14 protein-coding genes are annotated in these 16192 nt (G+C 43.5%); 10 read left to right on the top strand and 4 right to left on the bottom strand.

What is annotated here, in order from left to right:
* Nucleotides 1-27 precede the first annotated feature (27 nt).
* The 5 genes from HQ865_RS25025 (at nt 28) to HQ865_RS25045 (ending at nt 7810) form a co-directional block, all read left to right on the top strand.
* Complete coding sequence (locus HQ865_RS25025) at nt 28-1509, top strand: DUF3375 domain-containing protein (RefSeq protein ID WP_173417523.1); 1482 nt, start codon at nt 28-30, stop codon at nt 1507-1509.
* A gap of 5 nt (nt 1510-1514) precedes the next feature.
* Complete coding sequence (locus tag HQ865_RS25030) at nt 1515-2105, top strand: DUF4194 domain-containing protein (protein WP_173417524.1); 591 nt, start codon at nt 1515-1517, stop codon at nt 2103-2105.
* Between the two features lie 82 nt (nt 2106-2187).
* Nucleotides 2188-5496: an ATP-binding protein gene (locus tag HQ865_RS25035; protein ID WP_237073604.1), complete on the top strand. Its 3309-nt coding sequence runs from the start codon at nt 2188-2190 to the stop codon at nt 5494-5496.
* Nucleotides 5497-5498: 2 nt separating this feature from the next.
* Nucleotides 5499-6641: a Wadjet anti-phage system protein JetD domain-containing protein gene (locus tag HQ865_RS25040; protein WP_173417526.1), complete on the top strand. Its 1143-nt coding sequence runs from the start codon at nt 5499-5501 to the stop codon at nt 6639-6641.
* Nucleotides 6642-6742: 101 nt separating this feature from the next.
* Entirely contained in the window at nt 6743-7810 is a 1068-nt protein-coding gene (locus tag HQ865_RS25045) for a hypothetical protein (protein WP_173417527.1), read from the top strand.
* A 39-nt stretch (nt 7811-7849) separates the two neighbouring features.
* Here the strand turns inward: HQ865_RS25045 and HQ865_RS25050 are convergent, their stop codons facing one another.
* From HQ865_RS25050 to HQ865_RS25060, 3 genes are all read right to left on the bottom strand, one after another.
* The gene (locus HQ865_RS25050; RefSeq protein WP_173417528.1) at nt 7850-9091 is read right to left on the bottom strand and encodes a site-specific integrase; all 1242 of its coding nucleotides are present in this window, start codon (nt 9089-9091) and stop codon (nt 7850-7852) included.
* A 532-nt stretch (nt 9092-9623) separates the two neighbouring features.
* Nucleotides 9624-10481: a nucleotidyl transferase AbiEii/AbiGii toxin family protein gene (locus HQ865_RS25055; RefSeq protein ID WP_237073606.1), complete on the bottom strand. Its 858-nt coding sequence runs from the start codon at nt 10479-10481 to the stop codon at nt 9624-9626.
* Nucleotides 10468-11115 carry a type IV toxin-antitoxin system AbiEi family antitoxin domain-containing protein gene (locus HQ865_RS25060; RefSeq protein ID WP_173417529.1) on the bottom strand — a complete coding sequence of 216 codons (648 nt, stop codon included), beginning with the start codon at nt 11113-11115 and terminating at the stop codon, nt 10468-10470. The genes HQ865_RS25055 and HQ865_RS25060 overlap by 14 nt, the downstream gene beginning before the upstream one ends.
* Before the next feature lie 316 nt (nt 11116-11431).
* On the opposite strand from HQ865_RS25060, the gene HQ865_RS25065 reads away from it, so the two are divergent.
* Nucleotides 11432-12037 carry a ParA family protein gene (locus HQ865_RS25065; protein ID WP_173417530.1) on the top strand — a complete coding sequence of 202 codons (606 nt, stop codon included), beginning with the start codon at nt 11432-11434 and terminating at the stop codon, nt 12035-12037.
* A 58-nt stretch (nt 12038-12095) separates the two neighbouring features.
* Nucleotides 12096-12368 (top strand): hypothetical protein, encoded by a 273-nt coding sequence (locus HQ865_RS25070; protein WP_173417531.1) that lies wholly within the window; start codon nt 12096-12098, stop codon nt 12366-12368.
* Here the strand turns inward: HQ865_RS25070 and HQ865_RS25075 are convergent.
* Nucleotides 12348-12533, bottom strand: a complete 186-nt coding sequence (locus HQ865_RS25075) for a hypothetical protein (protein WP_173417532.1) — start codon at nt 12531-12533, stop codon at nt 12348-12350. The genes HQ865_RS25070 and HQ865_RS25075 overlap by 21 nt on opposite strands.
* Before the next feature lie 303 nt (nt 12534-12836).
* Here HQ865_RS25075 and HQ865_RS25080 point away from each other — a divergent pair, with 303 nt between their 5' ends.
* The 3 genes from HQ865_RS25080 (at nt 12837) to ligD (ending at nt 16157) form a co-directional block, all read left to right on the top strand.
* A complete protein-coding gene (locus HQ865_RS25080) occupies nt 12837-13010 on the top strand; it encodes a DUF3606 domain-containing protein (protein WP_173417533.1) in 174 nt (57 codons plus the stop codon).
* A gap of 66 nt (nt 13011-13076) precedes the next feature.
* Nucleotides 13077-13298 (top strand): hypothetical protein, encoded by a 222-nt coding sequence (locus HQ865_RS25085; RefSeq protein WP_173417534.1) that lies wholly within the window; start codon nt 13077-13079, stop codon nt 13296-13298.
* A gap of 3 nt (nt 13299-13301) precedes the next feature.
* Nucleotides 13302-16157 (top strand): DNA ligase D, encoded by a 2856-nt coding sequence (gene ligD / locus HQ865_RS25090; protein WP_173417535.1) that lies wholly within the window; start codon nt 13302-13304, stop codon nt 16155-16157.
* Nucleotides 16158-16192: the final 35 nt, after the last annotated feature.

Consider the following 16192-nt stretch of genomic DNA (forward strand, 5'->3'; position numbering starts at 1 on the left):
TATTTTATAATGTTCGTAATTTGATTAATGTTCGAATCCTTCAACTCCATATTGAAAGTAAAATCACAGGTTGATGCTGCGGTGACCTTAAAGTTGCTTCGTGCGCGAAATCTTCCGCTAGTGGTTACCTTTCTATACCGGGAGTTTAAGGAGAATGAACAAATCACCATACGCTATCAGCACCTGATTCAAAAATTGGGCGACTTTCTGGAAGAGATCGAGTATGGAGACGATGACGAGGAGATCAAGTCCGGTAAACTGATTCTGGATTTTGACGAAAAAGCAAAATTATACATTGACCGCTGGATAGAATCGAATTACCTGCGTAATGTGATGGACGATACCAGCAAGGAACCTTTGGTGCTGCTTTCCAAGCATGTAGAAAAAGTCTTCCAGGTTTTTGAACTGCTGAAAGAAAAGGAATTTGTTGGCACCGAATCTAAATTCAGAGACGTATTTCATAAACTGCGGGACATCGTGCAGAACGCTAACCCGGATAAGGAGAAACGTCTGGAAGAGCTTGAAAAGCAAAAACAGGCCATAGATGAAGAGATCAGGAAGATTAAGATAGGTGGTTTTGTGCCGATTTATGAAGACTACCAGGTCAAATCGCGTTACGAAGATGTGAATCGCTTAGCCAATGAATTGATCGGGGACTTTAAAGAAGTAGAGGATAACTTTAAAGAGATCACCCGAAGAATATATGAAAGGCAGCAGCAGGTCAATCTATCCAAGGGGCAGCTGTTGGCAGAGACATTTGATGCGCTCTACGAATTAAGGGCTACAGATCAGGGGAAGAGCTTTTACGCTTTCTGGCAATTTATGCTCGATGATGCCGGTCAGGCCGATTTTCAAAAGTTAACCAAAGAAGTTTATCAGGTATTGGAAGACCGGGGCATAGAAGTCGCCTCCCGTTCGCTGCGAAAGCTCAAAACCCTGCTCCACCTGGCCGCCCGGAAAGTGCTGGAAAAAAATGGGATTTTGGCGGATAAGCTCAGTCGGGAGATTATTGCAAAAGATCAGTTGGAATCCCGAAAAACCAGGGAGCTGATGGCCGCCATCCGCAGTTTGGCTATCAAGCGGCTGGATAGGCCCCTCGAATCGGAGGTCTGCTTGTCGCTGGAGACGAATCCTGAAATTTATTTCCCTTTAGAAAGAAAATTGGGCGAAAAGCCGGAAATCAATACATTTTCCGTGAATGCACAAGGTGCTTCGCTGAATATGGAAGACATCGGGGAATTGTCAAAACTGTTTAATGCGGATTTGATAGACAAGCAAACACTGCTTGCAAATATACAGGAACTGCTGTTGGAACGAAGCCAAATCTCCCTAAAGGAAGTGATCGAAATAAAAGGGATAACCAAGGGACTGTCGGAACTATTGGCTTACGTAACGCTCATCAATGTTTCTAGTAAATTTTTCATGAGTGAAACAGTCAGGGAAGTGATCTGCTTTGATCACCAACTGCATAAATATCTGGAACTGCCGCAAATTATATTTTCCAATTAAAAACCATGGAATTTACAAACCCGAATATCGCCAATTATGCCAAATCAGCCGTCAGGTTATTGCAAGGGCCCGTATTTGAAGACCAACAGGAAATCTGGAACGAAGTGATTAAATATCGGGTGGAGTTAACGCAATATTTTGAGAAAATAGCGGTCAGCGTTATCATTGATAATAGGGACGGATATGCTTATCTTAAACAGCTGGAATTAGACGACTCCGGGTTAACCATAGGGCTGATCAGGCGTATGCCATTAAGTTACGATCTGACCCTGGTATGCGTTTTATTAAGGGAGTGGCTGCATGAATTTGAATCTAATGATCTGGAAACAACAAATCTGTATATCACACCTAAAGAGTTCAGGGACCGACTGGAAATGTTTTTCAAAGAGAAAGCCAATGAGCTAAAATTCATTCGCGAACTGAATAAACATTTAGAGTCTTGTGAAAAGATGGGATTCTTACGTATTGTACATAAAGAATCAACCAATCCTGACGAAGATCGCTACGAGGTGAGACGAATCATTAAGGCCAGAATAACCAACGAAGAATTGACCAGATTTAAACAAATACTCGAAGATGAACTTAAGTCTGTTTAGCACCAAACCGAATGAAACAGGCTTTAGATTACACACGTATGAGGTCTGGAACTGGGGTACATTTGACCACCAAATTTGGACAATGGAACCAGGCGGCGAAACATCTCTACTGACCGGCGCGAATGCGTCCGGTAAAACAACATTGGTGGATGGTTTATTAACGTTACTGGTGCCGGAAAAGAGAATGCGTTTTTATAATCAAACCGCAGGGGCTAAAGGTGAGCGCACAGAGGACAGTTACGTAATGGGTGAGTATGGCGAAACTGAAAATGAACTTACCAATACCCGGGAGATTAAAAAGCTAAGGACAGACAAAGTAAAGGCGCAGTCTATCTTATTGGCAGTCTTTCAAAACGAATCTCAGTACATTACACTGATCCAAGCCCGCTGGTACGCTGGCGGAGAACTAAAAAGAGCATTTATTCTTGCCTATAAACAATTATCGATCAACGCGGATTTGATGCCGTTTGACAGCAACGGCGACTGGAAAAAAAGACTGAAACAAAAATATCCAAAGCAAGGGGCTAAAGAAATTCTTTGCTTCATGGATAGTCCGGGTGATTATGGCCGGTTGATGCGGAAAGTGTTGGGAATGCGGTCTGAAAAGGCGCATACGCTTTTCAGCCAAACCATTGGACTTAAAGTATTAGGTAACCTGGATGAATTCGTTCGGCTGCAAATGCTGGAAGAAAGAGATGCAGAAGCGGAGTTTCAAAAGATCAAAGCCTATTTCAAAACATTAAGTGATGCCCACCGGGCTATTGAAAAGACCAACAAGCAAATAGAATTGCTTTCCCCGATCAGGGACAAAGGGACGATCCTTGCCAAACATAAAGCGGACCTGATGCTCCAGGAGAACCATCATCAAATAGCACCTTTATGGTTCGCCCGGAAAAGCCAGCTGCTGATTGAAGTTTTTATTGCAGATCAAATGATCCTTAAAACAACAGCAGAAACAAAGATTAATTCGCTGAAAGTGGAAATTGATGAGTTAGACGGAAAACGTATAGCTATCGCAGTGCAAATCGAATCTGATGAGGTAGGGCGGCAAATTGGTGACATTGAGAAAGAAAACAAGCGCATTACCCGTGAAAAAGAGGACAAGGAGGCAGCATTAAAGTATTATAACCAATTGGCCGGGCAGCTGGACTTTCAGTTAAACCCGCAGTCTTCTGGTTTATTTGACGAACAAAGAAATCTGGCGAAAGAAAGAAAAATTAGCGCCAACACCGAGTTGTCCAAATTGGACGATGACCTTTATCAAGCCAAAAGGTCGGAGGAAACCCTGAAGGAGCAATTTGAAAATGTCTCCAATGAGTTAAATATACTTCGTTCTCAAAAAAATAACATTACAGGTTCACCGGCAAGGATCAGGAACGAGTTATTGGAATTCACCGGGGCTTCGGAATCGGAGATCCCATTTGTTGCCGAGTTAATAAAAATAAAAGGTGATGCCAGGGATTGGGAATCCGCAATCGAAAGAGTGTTGCATAACTTTGCTTTAAGATTAATCGTGCCGGATGAATATTATCAACAGGTAAATCAATATGTAAACCAGCATGATCTAAAAGGGAGAATTATCTATCAGCGGTTCAACAAGCGGGATGTTTCCACCAGGATATTTCAGCAAACAAATGAAGATGAGCTGATCCACAAGCTGGAATTCAAGCCTTCAATATACACGGAATGGATTAAGAACGAAATAGCTGGCAAATTCAACTATATCTGTACGGATGATATGGAATTGTTTCGATTATCCGACAAAGCACTTACCAGCGCGGGCCTGACCAAAAGTGCCGCCCGGCATGAAAAGGACGACCGTCCAGAGGTTAAAAACAGACAGCAATATGTACTCGGCTGGGACAATAAGGAGAAGTTAACCATACTGAAAGAGGACGCCGTTGAATTAAACCTTAAAATCACGGAGGCCGGTAAAAGGATTACCTATGTAAAAAATCACCAGTCAAGAATTAGGAAGGATGAAGAGGCATTAACGCGGTTTGTTGAACATGACGCGTTTAAAAAAATTGATTGGTGGAGCCTGTCTGCCCAAATTCAACAAAACAAAGGAAAAATTGAGGAGCTGGAAAAAACCAATGATCGGGTAAATACGCTTAAAAAGCAACGCGACCAACTAATTGAAACTTTGTCCCAGCTATCAAAGGATTCAGATTTGATGAAGGCTTCGTTGAACAATATTGAATCCGGGATTAACCAGCAACGACAAAAGTTAAGGGAAACGATTGATACGATCAGCCGGTATCCTGATATGGGTATTGCAGACAACTTACTGTTGTTTGAAAAGGAATTTGTTTCCGAAACGGAATTAGATGTTGATGGTATCGATCACATTAAATCAAAAATCCAACGCAAGATCAATGACGCTATAACAAATTATAAAGATCAAATAAGGATCGAAGAAAGTGCGGTTGAAACCTTAATGAGATCATTTATTAACCCGGAGAGGAGTATCAGCGATCAGTTTGAAGATTGGAATTCAGATACACACCGCCTGAGAGAAAGTGCCGCGTTCATTGATGAATATATTGCTTTACTGGACAGGCTGGAAAAACAGGAACTGGCAGGCTATAAACATCAATTCAAAAAATACCTGAACGAAGAGATGATCACCAAGATGTCTGATTTTCAAACCTGGTTGGAACGGCAGGAGGAAGATATAGAAGAGAATATCGAAACCTTAAATAAATCACTTGCAAAAATTGATTTTAAAAGCAATCCGCCCACATTTATCCGGCTGCATGTTGAAAAAGACTATGCGGTCAGGGTCAAGGATTTTAAGATCAGGCTAAACGACTGGAAGCCAAATCTCATCGAATTTGAAAGAACCAAGGATGATGATATTCTGGAACAAAGTTTCAATAAAATTAAGGCATTGCTCGACTACCTGACGACAGATGAACATGCCAGAAAAGAAGTATTGGATGTGAGAAATTGGCTTAAATTTAAAGCTGTTGAACATCATAAGGAAGACCCTACGAAAATATTCAGAAGCTATACTGGCACCGCAAAGTTATCTGGCGGTGAGGGCGCGCAACTGACCTATACGATACTAGGTTCAGCGATCGCCTACCAGTTCGGTATCCACCAAGAGGGCATGAATACGAACTCTTTCCGCTTCATTTGCGTAGATGAAGCGTTTAGTAAACAAGACGATGAAAAGGCCAAGTTTTTAATGGAGCTTTGTAAGCAGCTGCATTTACAGGTGATGGTGGTATCTCCGGCAAAGGCAGAGGAAGTCGCGATTGTTGAACCTTACATTGCCAGGGTTCATTTTGTACAACGTAAAGATAACAGGCATTCTGTCGTTTACGATATGCCAATCAGGCAATTGAAGGAACACAGGGAGCAATATTTACAAGCATCAGATTAATAGTGATCACCACGGCCGAAATAAGAAAAAAAGCAGAAAAGCTTTATCCAAGTGTGCTGAGATCGGTACTGACTGGCGAAGGCTTTTTTCCTGTGACGCTAAGATCTGACAAGTCGCTTTCAAAAGATTTTTCAGCGATGAGCAGGGAAATAGCCCATATTATGTCTGATTCTAAAGATAGAAAAGGCTTTGGCTACCAGGTTGTTTCTGAAAAAGTAAAACACAGGCAGCACGGCATTCAGGATATTCCCAAGGCGATAGTGTTTGAAACACTGGCGGATTATATCAAATATATTGGAAAGCAGCATGAATTTGACGCTTTTAAAGCTGATGCCGATCGTATTTTGAATTCCATTCCTCAGTTGAAAGATTGGTGTAGCAGCAATCCACTTATGGTCGTGGCGAACAACAAGAGCTGGGAAGACCTTGTAAAAGTTTGTCTTTGGTTTATCTCTTTTCACGAAACGGGAAAATACTATATCAGGGAGTTGCCCATCGAAATTCACACCAAGTTCATAGAATCTCATTTAGGGGTTTTACGACTGCTGCTAGATGAGCTGATACCTCATCTGTCAAAAAGAGAAGAAACATTTTTTCAAAAACGATTTGGCTTAAAACATGAAGAACCCCGCATAAGGATAAGAATTTTAGATCCGTCGCTGATCATTGACAATCGTTTTAGCGATATCAGCTTACCATTAAGCGATTTTTCCAACGCGAATTTTATTTGCCGGAACGTGCTCATAACGGAAAATCTCATGAATTTTCTTACGTTACCGAAGCTGAAAAATACGATCGCTATTTGGGGCGGCGGGTATGCGGTTAAAAATTTGCAGCTTATTGAATGGATGGTCAATAAACATATTTATTATTGGGGGGATATCGATATTCAGGGATTTGAAATACTGTCAATGCTTCGCGGTTATTATGAGCAGACAGTTTCCTTAATGATGGATGAAATAACGTTCAACAAGTTTAATCACTATCACGGCACTGGCAGCGTTTCTAATGTCTGGGGTTTAAATCACCTAACGATTAGTGAGCATAATTTGTATCTCCGGGTTTATGCCGAAAATCAACGACTTGAACAGGAGAAAATACCACAGGGGTATGTAAACGAAATTTTAAGACATCTGGACAATTAGGTGATCTCTATATCGGCAAGTTAACTGTCTAAGTTTTACACTAAGGAAAAAAATAACGAGGTAACTCGCATATTTACACTAGTAGCGAAAAACCTTAACATATGTACAGTAAAAGACTTTTCAACAAACTCAAGCTTTCATTTAGCCCTTTAAGCAACTATGATTATTCCCTGTTAACGTCACAGACGTCTCTAACTGATATTCTGGCGGAAAGTCATATCTATATGATCGTTCAGCGCCCCTGCTTGACTTTTGAGGAGTTATATATTGATCCAACCATAGAAGAAGATCCAATATTAAGATTTAAGATATGTAAAAAAGGGTCGGCAGAATTTTTAGAATGTAGTTTCCCATATCGCCGGGGTATGTTCAAGGAATTATTTAAGGAGAAAATGGGTATGTTATTCACACCGGATTATGAATTTTTACACCATAAGTTCAGTGATCCTCCTTACTATCATATCGCCAACTTCCTGATGTTTGCCGATGAGAATGGGTATGGGAGCTGGTTTTCCCCGGAAAAGTTTTTGTTTGAACGTTGGAACGACTTGTATGAATCCGAAGTTAAAGGTGATGTCCCCGCTTTCCTTAAATACAAAGTGCATTATATCGGTAAAGCCACTGAAGAACACGTAATAAAAAGATTAACGGGCCATGAGCACCTTCAAGATATTCTTTCGGTCGAATTCCCCCTGCATTATGGCAGTCTACCGACTGACGAGATTGCCATATTGTTTTACGAATTCAGCGACAATATACATCTAGCGATGTTTGGCGCCGACGATGAAATGGGGGATGTTCTTATTCAGCAAATGATTGACGGTAATTTACCCATGGTACCTAAAAAAAGAATTTACCTCGATGCTGAAAAAGCTTTGATCAATGCTTTAAAACCCAGGCACAATAAATTATTCTATAAGAGCTATCCGCAAAGTAAAGACGGATTAAAGCAAGACGCATTAGACGCCTATACTTACACGTTCTTTGATCCAATCACTTTAGTTTACAATGAGGGCGAAATTACCGGAAGCGAACATTTTATTGAAGCAGATATGCTGTTGGTCAAAAAGGGGGAACCGCTAGCTATCCTTAAATACGAACGGGAGCATACACAAGCGGGCGCTGACGAAAAGAAACGTACGGCCAAGCGTGCGAAGCCCAAAAAATAAGATACCGATGGCTGCGGCAAGCAGCAGCCATCGGTAATGTTAGGAGACGATAGGCCGCTTTCCCGTTTCCAACAGTTTGCCTTTAAGGGCAAGCATATCCTCACTGATCTTTAGGTCAACGATCTTTGCATAGTGCTGTGTTTGCTTGAGCGACTTATGACCGAGCATTTTAGATACAGTTTCAATAGGGACACCGTTACTTAGCGTAACCGTTGTGGCAAAAGTATGACGGGCAATATGAAAAGTAAGATTCTTGGTAATATCACAGCCGTCCGCAATCTCTTTCAAATAGGAGTTCATCTTCTGATTGGTAAGTACGGGTAACACCAAGCCTTTATGGACGCAATATGGGTCGTTCTCATACCGGGCAATGATTTCCAATGCTGCCGGTAGTAACGGTAACCGGGTTGGTGAGTCCGTTTTCTGACGCGTGGTATTGATCCAACTGCCCCCGTCAATGCCAGTAACGATATCTGTCCGCCTTAGTTGGTAGACATCAATATAGGCCAAGCCGGTGTAGCAGCTGAACAGAAAGATATCCCGCACATGGGCCAGTCGATCTACGGTATATTTTTTTTTGGCAATACGCTCCAATTCTTCCTTCGTCAGCGCTACTCGAATGACCTCCTTCCTACTGGCTTTAAAATCGGCAAATGGATCTTTCTGTAGCCATCCTTTTTTCATACACTCCAGTACGATCTTTTTAAAGTTTCCGATATACTTAACGGCAGCGTTATGCCCACAGGTGCGTTCTGTCTTCAGCCAGAAAACAAACTGGGTGACAAATTCATAATTGAGCTCCTTGATTTCGAGGTCGTCTGTCCCGTATTTCCAACGGATGAAATCCTTTGTATGGCCATGCGCGGTCTTGTAACGCGTGTAAGTGGCTGGCGCGAACTCTTTACCGATCAGCGCTTTCATTTGGTCGTTGTGATGCTTAAAAGCCACAAGGATCATACGTCTTTCCTCGTCCTGCCCAGTCAGCACATTCTTAAGGTTTTCGGCGGTAATAGGTTTGTCTGCTAATTGCAGTTTGGATCTGGCGGAATATACTTGAGCCAACAAACTGTCCAAGTAACCGTTCAAAGCAAGAGTTTCTTCTTTGTTGCCGGTGGCGCGCCCGGCGACAGCATTCCAGCGCTGGTTGTTCCATTGGCGCTTGGTCGCTACATCCTTAGCGATGCTATCTACTGTAATTCTAAGGTACACATACCTCAAATTCCCTTTCTCATTCTTGGGCTTCTTCAAAAAGAAAAAGACACCAAAGCTTTTTTCTAACATAAAATACGCATTAAGAGGTTAAACAAATCTCGAAATGCAGCTTCATCTAATCAAGTCGTCCATCGCATGAATGGGTTCATTGTTAGTTGATTAAGCCCTTTTCAACGCGTCTTTTTTCAGAAAAAAAGACGTCATAGATGACGCGCTGAAATAGTGGTAATTTTTGACAATTCTGGAGGGCTTAAAAACAAAAAAGCCCCTAAATTTGAAATTTAAGGGCTTTTTGACATTTTAAAGATGTACTTAGCGGAATGGACGGGACCGTAACCTTACCCGTAACCAATTAGATCACAAACATTTATGTTTTTAAAAACCTAATAGTCACCGCGGAGGTCACGGGCTATTTTGAGGTTATTTGCGTTGTTTTTAAAGAACTTTTCGTATCCCAAATATACGAACTTGACCCGAACTTCCGGTCATATTTTTTGAACTTTCCTGTGAAAACGAGTTAGTACATTAGATATGTAATTACAGAAATACAAAATTATAGAATTACATAACAGGTAGAGTAAAGCTTCAAGGTGAGCCTATCCTATTCTGCAAACTTTAGCTTCTCGACCAGATCCGTAAAGTATTTGGTGCCCCATATTTTTAAAGCTGAGTCGTCCGGAATAAAGCGTATTACGTCCTCTTTAATATTTTCAAAATTGACGGCGTTTATTTTTTCCTTAAGCAACGTTAATACCTGCTCTTTATTAATGGTCTCTTCCTTCCAGTCCCTGGTATCGCGCGCTCTTCGCAAGAAGTGGTGCAAATCAAGTGGTACGCCTTTTTTGATGTACCATTCCAGGTCATACCAATCTCTGCCTTTCACCCGGTTTTGCCACTTCCTGAATAATAGTGCGTGCATTTTGCCTGCGAAAAGACTCGGCAGGGTAAAGGTCTTTACATAAAAAGAGATTGGCCGTGTAAGTAGCTTTTCCTCCGTAGCGAACCCTAAAGGTGGGTCCCTGTCTACCTCGATCTTAATTTTCATGTGCGGCATTAGCTTTATTCCGGTTTGTGGGACGACCTGTTCCAGCACCAGTTCCTTCCAAACGGTATCTGATTTTAAAAAGGCAGACTCCACATTGGACGCTACAGATTTTTGCTTTTCCTTCAAACTTACGGTAATCCCCAGCGATGCGAACTCATCTACGATCGCCTGAAAATAAGGTTCCAGCGAAAAGCCAGGGTCTTTTTCGAGCAAGGAGAAATCCAGGTCTTCGGAATACCTGTTCAGGCCATAGAATATTCTCAGGGCGGTTCCGCCATAAAATGCCGCTTTTTCAAAAAAGCCTGAACGGCTGAGGCCGGCAAGCGTTATTTCCTGCATGACCTCCCGCAGGGCGTCAAACGCTTCCTGCTGATTTTGGGGATTGTATTCTTTTAACCAGTCAGCTATGATCATAAACTTGCAGTGCTTTAATTAACATTGTTAAGCTGGACTTCTTCGGTGCTTCGTCAAGCCAGGTTGACATCATCTTAAGGTCGAGCCCGGTCAATTTATCATCGTCGATGCGCAGATCTTCGGTAAGCAGTTTAATAACCTGGGGGGTGCTGCGCAGGTGAATGCCGGAGGTCATAACGATTTTGTCGCAAATCGCCTTTTCCGGCGATGCCATCAGAATGTTTTGCTTTGGCGACAGCTGGACACTCTTGATCCCGTACGAATAGTAAGGAAGTGGGCAATGCCTGAAAGTATATCTTCCGGCATTTGTCTTGTATTTTCTGGATGCCTTAATAGTGACCGATGTGATCTCATAAACCCTTTCCGGGATGAACCCCCAGTAGGATAAAGCGGTTTCCATAGAAATATAACTCGGCCCCCAAAGGTGATTCGCGATCAGGTACGGTTCCGGCCTGGCTATCTTGCTGTTGGGGCCGGGTATGTATAAACCGTTCTTGACGCTTGTCAGTTCGCCTGACTTCATGAGCTCACCAATCTTATCATTGGGACGCTTGTAGTCCTTAATCAATGATAAAATGATTTGCCTTGTCAATGGCTCTTCAGCATAATTGGTTAATAAGTCATCAAAACCCATAATGTAAAATTACAACTAATTAATCGGAATTTTTCCGATTAATGTTAAAATATTTTACATATACATGTTAAAAATAATATTAAGAATCGGATATTTTCCGATTCTTAATGAATTATTTTACAATCATAGGGAAGGAACTTTATTCATAATTTCTCCAAGCATAGTTTAGTCGCAAATAAATTTCCTACGATTTTTGACATCCGACTCGGATAAAGTCGGAGTTTTTCCTGCCAGCCTTCTTTGACCTTTGCTATGTAATTCTACAATTACAGAATTGAAGATTTATGTATTTATAACTTTTTAGAAATATGTAATTATGGCAAAGATCATCACCATCGCGCATCAAAAGGGAGGCGTAGGAAAAAGCACCATGGCTTTAAATCTGGCTTTGTGTTTTAAAGACCAGTTAAGTGTGGCCTTAGTAGATTCAGATTTACAAGGTAGTTTATATCATGCCAGGGAGGATTTTCCTGACTTGACGGTTTTAGCAGCTGAAAAGATTAGTGATATCCAGAAAATGGATTTTGACCTCATTATCATTGACACACCGCCTTACTTGTCAAATAGGCTCACAGATTTTTTCTTGCTTTCGGATTTTGTATTGGTTCCAACTAAGGCAGGTTTTTTTGATGTTATGGCTATCCGGTCAACCCTGGCGTTAATCAGGTTTGCTCAGGCTAAAAAGCCAACTTTAAAAGCAGGCATCGCACTAAATATGGTGAAGTACAGATCAGGTGTTACTAAAGATGTTGCCGAACTTCTACGGGATATGGGAACACCATTATTAAAAACTATGGTACATGACCGCGTAAGCATTACCCGAAGTGCAATCACGGCTGGAATTCTAACCGGCACTGATCAAAAAGCCAAAGAGGAGTTTACATCACTTGCGGAAGAGGTAGTAGAATACATAAGTGCATAAATAAAGAAGTACAGATTTATGTAATTGCAAGATTACATAATCACATGACCAAGGTGCAATGGAAGATTATAAGAAGAAATTAGGAGGGTTGGCAGACAAGCTAAAAAAAGATCCTCCTAAAACGCCAATTCAGGAAGTACACCCGGTTAAGAATGTTGAAGACCCTAAAGAAGCCGAGGCCCAACTTAATGTTTGGATACCAAAAAGCCTTCTTAAAAAAATGAAAGGGTATGGCATTGATCATGATCTTTCATTAAAGGATATTAATATCCTGGCATTGCAATCATTCCTCAATACCAACGTAAAGACGTCAACAGAAATAGAGCATTAAATCATCATCCGGCTTATGATCAAAAAGCCGCGCATCGAAGCGGGCAAGCAGTTCAGGTTCAGCTGCAAGCAATTCACGCACCAGGTCTTTCAGGACCAAGGTCAGCCTGTCGAGCTTTGACACCAGGCGAACTAACTGTTCGGCATTTATGTCGTTTCTTTTCATCTCAGCCATAAGCGCTGCTTGGCCGTCAAGCAGCTCCTGTTTGACCAGCAGTACCAATCATAGAGTTGCAGCAAGTGAGCGTCGATCAGTGCCATACCATGAATATACGCGCAATGCTGCGTAAATGTTCATCCCAAATACTTAGACCGCCTCTCCGTAAGAATTAAGTTATATAACGCTTTGACTAATAAGGGCTACCGGCATACGCTTATAGTAGGTTTAGCACGATAATTCATCGGTTTGCCGTTAAAACCATCTGTTTAGGTATTTGTTAATCAAATACATCTATTAAATATTAAAACTATGGCAACAAGAGGCGCAAAAGTGGAAAGAAACTCGGTATCCGAGCAGCCGCACGAACTTAAATACGAAGCAAAGAAAGAAGGCACTTCAGCTAAAAATGTCGAAGCAGCTAAAAAGTCGACCGGTTCCAATCAGCGGAAGACCGTTGAGAAAAGATTGGCAAGTAAAAAATAATAATGCATCTACAGACAGCAAAGCCCCGCCCCCCGGGGCTTTGCTGTCTGTAAAAATTGCCTACCGATGAGCAGCGCATTTGTAAAAGAAGGGGAAAGCGAGCAACTGAAAGATGTCGCGCCCAATATGGCCTCATTAATCCAGCACCTGCAGCGCGAGTACCGTCGCACTGTGGTAGAATTGCATACCCGCCTGCACCCCAAACATTCGAAAGAAGTACATGAAATGAGCGATGGCCTGGGTTATATGCTCAATGATAAGCAGCAATGGCAGATAATATTGGACTAAACCTTGAAGATCGCGACCTATAATATTAATAACATCAACAGCCGTCTTGACGTGCTGTTAAGGTGGCTGGAAGAAGCCGCCCCGGATATCGTATGCCTGCAGGAACTCAAAAGCGAGAAGAACAATTTCCCGGAACAGCAGCTCAAAGCAGCCGGTTATAACGCCGTGTGGAAAGGGCAGAAAAGCTGGAACGGCGTAGCCATCCTTGCCAAAAGCGAAATCAAGGAACTACGTGACGACCTGCCGGGCGGAGACGAAGAATTTACGCACAGCCGCTATATTGAAGCGTTTATCGACGGCCTGGTCATCGGCTGCATTTACTTACCAAACGGCAACCCTTATCCCGGCCCGAAGTTCGATTACAAACTGCGCTGGTTTCAAAGGCTGTCCGATCATGCCAAGGACCTGGTAGACCGCGACCTGCCGGTGATCCTCATTGGCGATTATAACGTGATGCCGACGGAACTCGACACCTATAAACCGGAGAAATATGTGAATAATGCCTTGTTCCGGCCCGAGTCCCGCGAAGCGTATAAAAACCTGGTCGATCAGGGTTGGACCGATGCGATCCGGACATTGTATCCCACGGAGCGCATCTTTACGTTCTGGGATTATATGCGTGACGCTTATGGTCGAAATGCCGGATTACGCTTAGACCATTTCCTGCTCAATAAAAAAGTAGCCGGACGGCTGGCGGATGCCCAGGTCGACAAACACGTGCGCGGCTGGGAACACGCCAGCGACCATGCCCCGGTCTGGATCGAACTGGCGGACAGCGACCTGCCTGAAAAGGAAGAAACGGCTGTTTCTACTGAAACAGAAAAGCCAAAAGCCACCGGCGATCTGGCATCACTGCTTTCCCGCGCACCCAAAGCCAAAATGCCGGCTAAGCTCCAGCCGATGAAAGCGACGCTCGTGCGCGAACCCTTTGATGATCCGGGCTGGCTCTATGAGATCAAATGGGATGGTTACCGTGCGCTGGCGGTCATCCAACACCACCAGGCCGAATTGATCTCTCGTAACAGTATCTCTTTCGACCAGTTTCATCCGGTTGCCGATGCGCTGGGTAAATGGAACGTGAATGCGGTCATCGACGGCGAGATCGTTGTGCTCGATGCAGATGGCAAATCCGACTTCAGCGCTATCCAGAACTGGCAGCGGCGTAAGGACGGCCAGTTGGTGTATAATGTGTTCGATATTCTCTGGTACGAGGGGCGTGACTTACGTGAACTGCCCTTAATAGACCGCAAAGCCATACTGGAAGCGGTATTGCCCACTGATGATATCATTCGGCTCAGCAAAGCCTTCGCTGTTAATGGTATCGAGTTTTTTCATGCCGCCGAAAAAGCAGGGATCGAGGGCATCATGGCTAAAAAAGCCAATAGCGCTTACAGTGCGGGCGACCGTTCCAAAGAGTGGCTCAAAGTTAAAGTCGAACGGCGGCAGGAAGTGGTGATCGGCGCGTTCACCCGCAACGCCGGCACCGAAAAACTATTTAGCGCATTGGCCATCGGCGTTTATGAAAAAGGGGTGCTGCGCTATATCGGAAAGGTCGGCACGGGCTGGTCAGAGAAAAAGCAAAAAGAAATGATGGCTGAGTTCGAGTCGCTCATTACCAATGTCTGCCCCTTTGATGTGGAGCCCGACGTGGACGAACCCTCGCAGTTCAGGCCCCGCCGGCTTGGTGCCAAGCCGTTTTGGCTGAAACCCGAACTCGTTTGCGAAGTCAATATCGCCGAGATCACCAGTGATGGAAAAGTACGCCAGGCTTCATTCAAAGGCATGCGCAAAGACAAGAACCCGAAAGAGGTAGTCCTCGAAGTGCCGGAAGATACCACAACAATGGTAGCCGGGGTCGACGAAACCCAATCACATTTAAAAATAGCGCCTCACCCTAAGAAAGCCATGAGCAAAAAAATAAAGCCCGAAGCAAGTTTCCTGGATGCGGACAAAGACAATCAAACCGTTAAAGTCGATGGTTGCCCGTTAGCGTTTAACCACCTGTCTAAGGTCTACTGGCCCGAGGATGGGATCACCAAACGCGATATGTTCAACTACTATGACCAGGTCGCTGAATACATGGTGCCTTACCTCAAAGACAGACCCATGTCGCTTAACCGTTTCCCAAACGGCATTCATGGCCCGAGCTTTTACCAGAAAAATGTGAAGGATAAGGTGCCCGGCTGTATGGCCACCATGCCACATACCAATGACAAGGGCGAGGAAAAAGAGTATTTAGTAGCGACCAATAAAGCCAGCCTATTATGGATGGCCTCGCTGGGCTGTATCGAGATTAATCCTTGGTTCAGCCGCGTGCAGTCGCCGCACAATCCGGATTTTTGTGTCATTGATCTCGACCCCGATAAGCAGCATTTCGACCAGGTGATCGAAGCGGCGCAGGAGGTCCGAAAAGTTTGTGAGTCAATCGGCGTAAAATGTTATCCAAAAACTTCCGGTTCCACTGGTATGCACATTTACATTCCTATGGGAGCGAAATATACCTACGATCAATCGCAGATGTTCGCCAAGATCATCGTGACGCTGGTGCAAAAGCAGATATCCGCCTACACCACGCTGGAACGTATGGTCAAAAACCGCGACGGTAAAATGTATCTCGATTTTTTACAGAACCGGCCCGACGCAACGATTGCTGGGGTTTACTCGCTGCGGCCAAAGCCAGGGGCTACGGTTTCGATGCCGGTAACCTGGGACGAGGTAAAACCGGGCTTGACGATGCGGCATTTTACCATCCATAATTCGATAGCCAGGCTAAAGGAAACCGGCGACCTTTTCCGGGGTGTGCTGGGGCCCGGCATCGATCTACAGGAAACACTATTGAAAGCTAAAAGCGTTTTTTAGCGCTAACACAACGAATTGTTATTTAATCAGTATTT

Origin of the sequence: Mucilaginibacter mali (genome assembly GCF_013283875.1) — a bacterium.
Taxonomy (GTDB): Bacteria; Bacteroidota; Bacteroidia; order Sphingobacteriales; family Sphingobacteriaceae; genus Mucilaginibacter; species Mucilaginibacter mali.